Annotated in this window: 10 protein-coding genes; 5 read left to right on the top strand and 5 right to left on the bottom strand. The window is 67.4% G+C overall.

Going from position 1 to position 9,859, the window contains the following annotated elements:
• Window positions 1–80: 80 nt before the first annotated feature.
• The 3 genes from tyrS to QO259_RS20215 form a co-directional block, all read right to left on the bottom strand.
• The gene (gene tyrS, locus QO259_RS20225) at window positions 81–1,280 is read right to left on the bottom strand and encodes a tyrosine--tRNA ligase (RefSeq protein ID WP_285951348.1); all 1,200 of its coding nucleotides are present in this window, start codon (window positions 1,278–1,280) and stop codon (window positions 81–83) included.
• 92 nt (window positions 1,281–1,372) lie between these two features.
• Window positions 1,373–2,512, bottom strand: coding sequence for a PilT/PilU family type 4a pilus ATPase (locus tag QO259_RS20220; protein WP_285951347.1), 1,140 nt, complete (start codon window positions 2,510–2,512; stop codon window positions 1,373–1,375).
• Window positions 2,513–2,596: 84 nt separating this feature from the next.
• On the bottom strand, window positions 2,597–3,637 hold the full coding sequence (locus QO259_RS20215; RefSeq protein ID WP_285951346.1) for a type IV pilus twitching motility protein PilT: 1,041 nt from the start codon (window positions 3,635–3,637) through the stop codon (window positions 2,597–2,599).
• Window positions 3,638–3,677: 40 nt separating this feature from the next.
• Here QO259_RS20215 and QO259_RS20210 point away from each other — a divergent pair, with 40 nt between their 5' ends.
• From QO259_RS20210 to metW, 5 genes are all read left to right on the top strand, one after another.
• On the top strand, window positions 3,678–4,394 hold the full coding sequence (locus tag QO259_RS20210) for a YggS family pyridoxal phosphate-dependent enzyme (protein WP_285951345.1): 717 nt from the start codon (window positions 3,678–3,680) through the stop codon (window positions 4,392–4,394).
• Between the two features lie 37 nt (window positions 4,395–4,431).
• Window positions 4,432–5,271 (top strand): pyrroline-5-carboxylate reductase, encoded by an 840-nt coding sequence (gene proC, locus QO259_RS20205; RefSeq protein ID WP_285951344.1) that lies wholly within the window; start codon window positions 4,432–4,434, stop codon window positions 5,269–5,271.
• 28 nt (window positions 5,272–5,299) lie between these two features.
• Window positions 5,300–5,890, top strand: coding sequence for a YggT family protein (locus QO259_RS20200; protein WP_207036164.1), 591 nt, complete (start codon window positions 5,300–5,302; stop codon window positions 5,888–5,890).
• 80 nt (window positions 5,891–5,970) lie between these two features.
• Window positions 5,971–7,128, top strand: a complete 1,158-nt coding sequence (metX, locus tag QO259_RS20195; protein WP_285951343.1) for a homoserine O-succinyltransferase MetX — start codon at window positions 5,971–5,973, stop codon at window positions 7,126–7,128.
• A complete protein-coding gene (gene metW / locus QO259_RS20190; protein WP_035476190.1) occupies window positions 7,128–7,724 on the top strand; it encodes a methionine biosynthesis protein MetW in 597 nt (198 codons plus the stop codon). The genes metX and metW overlap by 1 nt, the downstream gene beginning before the upstream one ends.
• Before the next feature lie 17 nt (window positions 7,725–7,741).
• Here metW and sfsA read toward each other — a convergent pair whose 3' ends face one another.
• Window positions 7,742–8,512, bottom strand: coding sequence for a DNA/RNA nuclease SfsA (gene sfsA, locus QO259_RS20185; RefSeq protein WP_285951342.1), 771 nt, complete (start codon window positions 8,510–8,512; stop codon window positions 7,742–7,744).
• On the bottom strand, window positions 8,509–9,678 hold the full coding sequence (locus QO259_RS20180; protein ID WP_285951341.1) for an aminotransferase class I/II-fold pyridoxal phosphate-dependent enzyme: 1,170 nt from the start codon (window positions 9,676–9,678) through the stop codon (window positions 8,509–8,511). The genes sfsA and QO259_RS20180 overlap by 4 nt, the downstream gene beginning before the upstream one ends.
• Window positions 9,679–9,859 lie beyond the last annotated feature (181 nt).

Raw genomic sequence — 9,859 nt, 5'->3', positions numbered from 1 at the left:
TGACCAGGCGGTCCGGCGCCGCCTCCAGAAATGCATGACGCCCGCACAGGGCGGGCGTTATAGGGACGCGGCGGAAACGATCAGCCGAGGGTGACGCGGGCGTAGCGCTTCTTGCCGGCCTGAATGATGTAACTCTTGCCGGTGGCCAGCAGAGCATTCGGCGCGACCACCTCGCCGTCGACCTTCACCCGGCCGTTCTTGAGCATATCCTTGGCCTGGGCACTGTTGGTGGCCAGGTCGGCGCGGTTGAGCACCGCGGCGATCGGGGCTTCGGTTGCGCCGTCGAAGCTCACCTCGACCTCGGGCAGGTCTTCGGGCAGCTCGCCGTCCGCCAGCTGGTTACCGGCGGAACGGTGGGCATTGGCCGCGGCCTCGTCGCCGTGGTAGCGGGCGATCAGCTCACGCGCCAGGGTCATCTTGATGTCGCGCGGGTTGGCCCCCTGCTCGATATCACGGCGAATCGCCTCGATCTCGTCGTTGGACTTCAGCGACAGCAGTTCGAAGTAGCGCCACATCAGACTGTCGGGCATCGATACCAGCTTGTTGAACATCACCCCGGGGGCGTCGTCCACGCCGACATAGTTGTTGAGCGACTTGGACATCTTGTTGACGCCATCCAGCCCTTCGAGCAGCGGCATGGTGATGACCACCTGCGGCTCGCGACCGAAGTGCTTCTGGATCTCGCGCCCCATCAGCAGATTGAACTTCTGATCGGTACCGCCGAGTTCGACGTCCGCCTCGAGGGCGACCGAATCGTAGCCCTGGACCAGGGGATAGAGAAACTCGTGGATCGAGATCGACTGCCCTGCGCGGTAGCGCTTCTCGAAGTCGTCGCGCTCGAGCATGCGCGCCACGGTGCTCTGGGCGGCGAGTTCGATCATGTCCGCCGCTGACATCTGACCGAACCATTCGGCATTGAAGCGTACTTCGGTCTTGGCCGGATCGAGGATCTTGAATACCTGTTCACGATAGGTCTGGGCGTTGGCCTTGACCTCTTCTTCGGTGAGCGGCTTGCGGGTGACGTTCTTGCCGGTAGGGTCGCCGATACGTCCGGTGAAGTCTCCGATGAGGAAGATCACTTCGTGACCCAGGTCCTGGAACTGACGCATCTTGGTCAGCAGCACGCTATGTCCCAGGTGAAGGTCGGGTGCCGTGGGATCGAACCCGGCCTTGATACGCAGCTTGCGGCCCGATTCGAGCTTCTTGACCAGCTCCTCCTCGACCAGGATTTCCTGCGTGCCCCGCTTGATCAGTGCCAGCGCCTCGGCGACCTCGCTCATCGTATCCGTCTCCACTCCAAACGCCATCGGTCTTGAAAGGCGGCAATAGTAGCATGACTCCGGGGTGCCGTTGAGCCGCGGCCAGCGGTGGTTCAGTCGTCGTCGGCCAGGGTGAACCGGCCTTCGCCAGTCTCGCCGCCAGCCTCGCCCGACGCCCCCGCTTCGCCATACTTGATCAGCATGCGCAGATCGTTGGCGGAGTCGGCGTGAGAGAGCGCAACGCGCTCATCGATCAATCCCTGGCTATAGAGGGCGTAGAGCGACTGATCGAAGGTCTGCATGCCCAGCTCCCGCGAACGCCGGATCAGCGGCTTGAGTTCACTGATCTCGCCGCGCCTGATCAGCTCGCTGATCAGCGGCGACTGCAGCATCACCTCGGTGGCCAGACAGCGCCCCTCGCCATCGCGCCGTGGCAGCAGTTGCTGAGCCACGACGGCGCGCAGGTTGAGCGACAGATCCATCCACACTTGGTCGTGGCGCTCGGACGGGAACAGATTGAGGATCCGCTCCACCGCCTGGTCGGCGTTGTTGGCGTGGAGTGTGGCGAGACACAGATGCCCGGTCTCGGCGAAGGCGAGTGCCAGCTCCATGGTGTCGCGACTGCGAATCTCGCCGATCACGATCACGTCCGGCGCCTGACGCAGCGCATTCCTGAGGCCGATCTCGTAGGACTCGGTGTCGATGCCCACCTCGCGCTGATTGATGATCCCGCGCTGATGTGGATGCATGTACTCGATCGGGTCTTCGATGCAGATGATATGCCCACCGCTGGTGCGGTTGCGGTGCTGGATCATCGACGCCAGGGTGGTGGACTTGCCGCTGCCGGTCCCCCCGACCACCAGTATGAGGCCGCGCCGGATGGTCGGCAGCGTGGCGACCGCCTCGGGAAGCCCCAGGCTCTCGAGCGCTGGAATGTCATAGGCGATGCGGCGCACCACCATCGCTTGCTGACTGCGCTGGAAGAAGGCACTGACCCGGAACCGCCCCTTGCCGCTCAAGCTGAGCGCAAAGTTGGCCTCATGCTCGCGCTCGAAATCCTCGCGCCCGCCTGGCGGCAAGGTGGTCGCCACCAGCTCGCGCACCTGTTCGGGGCGCAGCGGCACGTCACCCAGCGCGACCAGCTTGCCATCGAGCTTGAGACAGGGCGGTGCGCCGGTGGAAATCAGCAGGTCGGAGGCCTGCTTGGCGATCATGATATCGAGAAGCTGTTCAAACCATTGGTGCGGCGTCATGACGAGTCCTGAACGAAAAAACGGCTGCGACAGGCCCGGGGCCCGCCGCGCTCACCGGGCAGCGGTGTCGGTGGCCTCCCGGCACTAGCTCTCGAACCCTGTACGGGATTTGGCCTGCGCTTCCTGACGCGAGACCAAGCCATCGGCGACCAGTCGGGCGAGCGCGGCATCCAGGGTCTGCATGCCCAGATTGCCACCGGTCTGGATCGCCGAGTACATCTGCGCCACCTTGCCCTCGCGGATCAGATTGCGGATCGCCGAGTTGCCGAGGAGGATCTCGTGCGCGGCGACACGACCGCCGCCCTCGCCGGCACGCTTGAGCAGCGTCTGCGAGATCACCCCCTGCAGCGACTCCGACAGCATCGAGCGCACCATGCCCTTCTCGTCACCGGGGAAGACATCGATGATACGATCGATGGTCTTGGCCGCCGAGGTGGTATGCAGGGTAGCGAAGACCAGGTGCCCGGTCTCGGCGGCGGTCAGCGCCAGACGCACCGTCTCCAGGTCGCGCAGCTCACCCACCAGAATCACGTCCGGGTCCTCGCGCAGAGCGGAGCGCAGCGCCGGCGCGAAGCCCTTGGTGTCACGGTGCACCTCGCGCTGGTTGATCAGACAGCGCTTGCTCTGGTGGACGAACTCGATCGGGTCCTCGATGGTCAGGATATGCTCCTGGCGATGACTATTGATGTAGTCGATCATCGCCGCCAGCGTGGTGCTCTTGCCGGAACCGGTCGGGCCGGTGACCAGCACCAACCCCCGCGGCAGCATCGCCAGGCGCCGGAACACATCGCCCAGATCGAGCTCTTCGAGCGAACGCACGAGGCTGGGAATGATCCGGAACACCGCACCGGCACCGCGCCCTTGGGTGAAGACATTGACCCGGAAGCGGGCCACGCCGTTCACCTCGAACGAGAAATCGGCTTCCAGGTCGGCTTCGAAGTCGCGCCGCTGGCGATCGTTCATCACATCATAGATAAGCCGCCTGACCTGGCTGTCGTCGAGCGCCGGCACGTTGAGACGTCGCATGTCGCCATCGACGCGAATCATCGGCGGCAGGCCCGCCGAGAGGTGCAGGTCCGAGGCGTCTTGCTTTGCCGAGAACGCCAGCAGTTCGGTAATATCCATGGGCTTTTATACGATCCCCTGCATAAGGTCGCTGTCTAGTATGCCAGAAGCGTCGGTGCCCCAGTCCCTTCACGCGGCCAACCAGCGCCTGCAGGCTGCCCTGCAGGCCGCGGGGCGCCCCGCCGAGGCCGCCCGCATCCTGGCCGTCAGCAAGACCAAGCCTGCCGCCATGCTGCGTCAGGCCTATGACGCCGGTCAACGCGCGTTCGGCGAGAACTATCTGCAGGAGGCGCTGGAGAAGCAGGCCCAACTGGCCGCGCTCGACGATATCGAGTGGCATTTCATCGGCGCCCTGCAGTCGAACAAGACCCGCGACGTCGCCGAGCACTTCGCCTGGGTCCACAGCGTCGAGCGCGAGAAGATCGCGCGCCGGCTGTCGGATCAACGCCCGCCGACGCTCGCCCCGCTCAACGTCTGCCTGCAGCTCAATGTCAGCGGCGAGGCGAGCAAGGCCGGCGTCGACGCCGAGGCGCTGCCGGCCCTGGCCGAGGCGCTGCTGGCGCTGCCCAACCTGCGCCTGCGCGGCTTGATGGCACTGCCGGCGCCGAGCGACGACCCGGCCCGTCAGCGCGACGCCTTCCGCGCCGTGCGCGAGGCCTTCGAGGCGCTGCGCAGACGCTTCCCCGAGGCGCCGCTGGATACCCTGTCGATGGGCATGAGCGGTGACCTCGAAGCCGCCGTCGCCGAAGGTGCCACGCTGGTACGCCTGGGCACCGCACTCTTCGGCAGCCGCCCTACCGCCGGCGCCCGGCCGTGAGGCCACCCTTTTCTTCGCTGCGATACAGGATTTCGTCATGACCGACTCATCCCAGGCCAGCCACATTAGCTTCATCGGTGCTGGCAACATGGCCAGCGCCATCTTCGGCGGCATGCTCGACAGCGGCTATCCGGCCGCCGCCATCACTGCCACCTCGCGCAGCCAGGAGCGCCTCGACGCCATCGCCGCGCAGTATCCGATCCACACCACCCGCGACAATCTCGCCGCAGTGGCCGAGGCCGACGTGGTGGTGCTCGCGGTCAAGCCGCAGATGATGCGCGAACTGTGCCTGTCGCTGCGTGAGGCGGTGCAGGCGCGCCGCCCGCTGATCGTATCGGTGGCCGCCGGGCTCGAGGCGGCCACGCTGGAGCAGTGGCTGGGCGGCGAGCTGGCCGTGATACGCTGCATGCCCAACACCCCGTCACTGGTGGGCGCCGGCGCCAGCGGTCTCTATGCCAATGCCCGCGTCGACGCTGCCCAGCGCAGCCTGGCGAGCGAACTGCTGGGGGCGGTGGGGCTGGTCGAGTGGGTCGAGGAGGAGGCACAGATCGATGCCGTGACCGCCGTCTCCGGCAGCGGCCCGGCCTACTGTTTCCTGTTCATGGAATCGCTGGAAGCCGCCGGCATCACGCTGGGGCTGGCACCGGAGAGCGCGCGTCGGCTGGCGCTGCAGACGGTCTTTGGCGCGGCCAAGATGGCGCGGGAGAGCGAGTTCGAGCCGGCCGAGCTGCGCCGCCGCGTCACCTCGCCCAATGGCACCACCGAGCGCGCCATCCAGAGCTTCCAGGATGCCGAGCTACCGCGCATCGTGGCCGAGGCCGCCGAGGCCGCCGCAGAGCGTGCCCGCGAGCTGTCACGTGAACTGAGCCAGAACTGAAGTTGCCGAATCACTAGGAGATCATTCGATGGGCAGTCATCTTGGAAGCGCCGGTCTGATGCTGGTCAACAGCCTCGCCAGCATCTACCTCTTCGTCCTCATGCTGCGCTTCTTGCTGCAGTTCTCGCAGGCGGACTACTACAACCCCATGAGCCAGGGGATCGTCAAGGCGACCCAGCCGGTGGTGGCGCCGCTGCAGAAGTTCCTGCGCCCGCTCGGGCGGATCGACATCGCCACCCTGTTCGCCGGCTTTCTGCTCAAGGCGATCGTGATCATCGCCATCTTCCAGTTCGCCGGCTTCGGCATGCCGCCGCTGCAGGGCATCCTGCTCGCGTCCATCGCTGGGGTGCTCAACGCCATTCTGAAGATCTACTTCTTCGCCCTGATCATCATGATCATCCTGAGCTGGGTAGCACCCCGCGCGAGCCATCCCGGCGCGCTGCTGGTGATGCAGATCGTCGAGCCGATCATGGCCCCGGTGCGCCGGGTCATCCCGCCGCTGGGCATGATCGACCTGTCGCCGATCGTGGTCTTCATCGCCATCAACCTGCTCGACAGCCTGCTGGTCGGCGCACTCGCCCGCGCCGCCGGCCTGCCGGGCGCCCTGGTCGGATTCTGAACGCCGCCACCGCCCCCGGTCGCACGCTGTGCCCGGGTGGCGGTCGTCTGCCCCGCTGATTCTGGAGACCTCCGCGTTTCATGTCCGCTTCCTTCCCGCCCGATTCGGTCGGCCTGGTCACGCCCCAGACCGCGACCTTCGACACGCCGCTACCGCTCGCCTGCGGCAAGACCCTGGCGCGCTTCGAGCTAGTCTACGAGACCTACGGCACGCTCGACGCCGAGCGCAGCAACGCCGTGCTCATCTGCCATGCGCTCTCCGGCCACCACCATGCCGCCGGCTACCATGGCGCCGACGAGCGCAAGCCCGGCTGGTGGGATGCCTATATCGGCCCCGGCAAGGTAATCGACACCGACCGCTTCTTCGTCGTCTCGCTCAACAACCTCGGCGGCTGCCACGGCAGCACCGGGCCGGGTAGTGTCAACCCCGAGACCGGGCGGCTGTGGGGGCCCACCTTTCCGGTGCTCACCGTGGCCGACTGGGTGCATAGCCAGGCGCGCCTGGCCGATCACCTCGGCATCGACCGCTTCGCCGCGGTGGTCGGTGGCAGCCTCGGCGGCATGCAGGCGCTGCAGTGGACGATCGCCTACCCCGAGCGGGTCGCCAATGCGGTGGTGATCGCCGCCACGCCGCGCCTCTCGGCCCAGAACATCGCCTTCAACGAGGTCGCGCGCCAAGCGATTCGTTCCGACCCCGACTTCTTCGACGGCTGGTACGCCGAACGCGAGGCGATCCCCAAGCTGGGGCTGAAACTGGCGCGCATGATCGGCCACATCACCTATCTCTCGGAGCACTCGATGGGCTCGCGCTTCGGCCGCGACCTGCGCAGCGACCAGCTCAACTTCGGCTACGACGTCGAGTTCCAGGTCGAATCCTATCTGCGCCACCAGGGCGACACCTTCTCGACCCGCTTCGATGCCAACACCTACCTGCTGATGACCAAGGCGCTGGACTACTTCGACCCCGCCGGCCAGCACGACGGCGATCTCGCCGCGGCGCTGGCTCCGGTCGCCTGCCCCTATCTGGTGATCAGCTTCACCACCGACTGGCGCTTCGCCCCGGCGCGCTCGCGCGAGCTGGTCGACGCCCTGCTGCGCGCGGGCAAGGCGGTGAGCTACGTCAACGTCGACTCGCCCCATGGGCACGACGCCTTCCTGCTGCCCAACGACCACTACCAGGCGGTGTTCGGCAGCTTCATGCAGCGGGTTCATGCCGATATTTGCGGGGAGAGTCGCTGATGCGCGCCGATCTCGAACTGATCTACGACTGGGTGCCCGCAGGCGCCCGCATTCTCGACCTCGGCTGCGGCGACGGCACCCTGCTGGACACCTTGGGCCAGCGCAAGGGGGTCACCGGCTACGGGCTGGAGATCGACCCGGCGGGGCTCGCCGCCTGCCTGCGCCGTGGGGTCAACGTGATCGAGCAGAACCTCGACGACGGCCTTGGCAACTTCGACGACGACGCCTTCGACGTGGTGGTGATGACCCAGGCCCTGCAGGCGCTGCGGCGACCCGACAGCATGCTGGTCGAAATGCTGCGAGTGGCCCCGGAGTGCATCATCGCCTTTCCCAACTTCGCCTTCTGGAAGCACCGCCTGCACCTGAGCCTGCGCGGTCGCATGCCGGTGTCGCGTTCGCTGCCCCACGCCTGGTACGACACCCCCAACATCCACCTGTCGACCTTCCGCGACTTCGCCAACCTGTGCCGTGAAAAGGGCGTACGCATCGCCGACGAAGCGGTGGGCAGCGCCGATCACCAGCCACACTGGACCTCGCGGCGCTGGCCCAATCTGTTTGGCGAGACGGCGATCTTCCGAGTCTGCCGCGGCCGCTAGTGGGTGCTCGCTCGGCGTCAGTCGTCCGACGGCGGCAGTCGACGTTCGAGATCGACCGCCAGCCGGCGCACCAGGCGCATGCCTAGCGGCCGGCCCTCGGCCTGGCGCAGGTCGCAGCCATAGGCCAGCACCTCCACCCCCTGATCGGCCACCTCGCGTAGCCGCGCGGCGTAGGCGGGATCGAGATGCGCCGCTGGCGCCACGTCTTGAATGCCGGTATGCGCCACGCAGAACAGCAGCACGCTGCGCTGGCCCGCGGCAGCGAGTGTCGCCAGCGCATCGAGATGGCGCCGCCCGCGCTCACTCACCGCATCGGGAAAGTAACCGTGGCCGTCGCGCTCCTTCAGCGTCACCTGCTTGACCTCGACGTAGCAGGCGTCACCGGAGGCCAGGTCGAGGCGGAAGTCGAGCCTTGCGCCCTCGACCTTGACCTCCGGCGTCAAACGCACGAGGTTGGCCAGCGGCGCCACGCGTCCGGCCCGCAGTGCCGCCGCCACCAGGGCGTTGGCACGCCCGGTATGCACCGACACCCAGTCGACCCCGCCCTGACCGTCCGGCAGCTCGATCAGCTCCCAGGTCCAGGCCAGCTTGCGTGCCGGATTGGTGCTCGGCGACAGCCACACCCGGCAGCCGGGCACGTTCACCGCGCGCATCGACCCGGTATTGGGGCAGTGCGCCACCACCTCGCGGCCGTCATCGAGCTGCACATCGGCCAGAAAGCGCTTGTAGCGGCGCAGCAGCGTGCCGGGCACCAGCTCGATCCGGGACTGAGTCTCGACCTGGCTCATCCGCGCCCCCGCCGGGTCAGAAAGCGTTCGAGGCGCGCGACCGCCTCTTCCAGCCGCGCCACCCCGGTGGTGAAGGCGATCCGCACATGGTGGCCCCCACCGCGCACGGCAAAGTCGGTGCCCGGGGTGATCGCCACGTTCTCTTCCTCGAGCAGTGCGCGGCAGAACGCCTCGCTGTCGTCGGTATGGGCGGAGACGTCGAGCCAGACATAGAACGCGCCCTGGGGCGGTTGCGCCGGCGCCAGGCCGAGCCGCGCCAACCCTGCGAGCAGCGCATCACGACGCAGCTGCAGCTCGGCGCGGCGCGCTTCCAACTGGGCCAGGCACTCGGGCGAGAAGGCAGCCAGGGCGGCGTGCTGGGAGAGGGTCGGCGGCGCCAGGAAAACGTTCTGGGCCAGCCGCGACAGCGGCTCCACCGCGGCCTCGGGGGCCACCAGCCAGCCCAGCCGCCAGCCGGTCATGCCGAAGAACTTGGAGAAGCTGTTGACCACGAACGCCTCCGGCGCCGCACTCACCGCGGAGACCGGCGCGACGTCGTAGCACAGCCCCTGATAGATCTCGTCGACCAAAAGCGCCGCGTCGCGTGCCGCCACCGTCTGCGCCACCGCCGCAAGCTGCGACGCCGACAGCATATGGCCGGTGGGGTTGGAAGGCGTGGCCAGCATCGCCAGCCGCGTGGCGGGCTGCCAGTGCTGCGCGAGCAGCGCCGCATCGAGCTGCCAGCCGCTCTCCGGACCGACCGGAACACAGTCCACCGCGGCCTCGGCCAGCGCCATGAAGTGGCGGTTGCAGGGATAGGTAGGGTCGGCCATCAGCACTCGGTCACCGCGCTGCACCAGCAGCTGACTGGCCAGCAGCAGCGCCCCGGAAGCGCCGGGGGTGACGATCACCCGACGCGGGTCGAGTGTTACCCCGTGGCAGCGCTGATAGTGTTCAGCGATCGCCTCGCGCAGCGCCGGCAGGCCGCATGCCGGCGTGTAGCGGGTGTGCCCCGCCGCCAGCGCCTGCTGGCCCGCCGCGACCACCGCCTCGGGGGAGGGGAAATCGGGCTCGCCGATCTCCAGATGAATGACGTCGTCACCGGCGGCCTCGCGGGCCTGAGCCGCTTCCAGCAGGCGCATGACACGAAACGGCGCTACCGCCGCCAGGCGATCGCTCCAGGGCATCTTCTATCGACTCCTCTCAGCGGGACACGCGGCAGGACGGATACCGGCCGCAGCGGCCGGCTCCCCCCTACCGCCCCGTTTGGATGGCGCCACCGCGGCGCGCGGCGATATACCGGTCGCAGCGTCGCGATGGCCAAAAATAAAGCGCGGCTTTAGTTGCAATGCGGTAACTTTTTCGCTA

Origin of the sequence: Salinicola sp. JS01 (genome assembly GCF_030284585.1) — a bacterium.
Lineage (GTDB): Bacteria > Pseudomonadota > Gammaproteobacteria > Pseudomonadales > Halomonadaceae > Salinicola.
The sequence above is the reverse complement of the archived record's forward strand: the minus strand, read 5'-3'. Positions and strand labels throughout refer to the sequence as shown.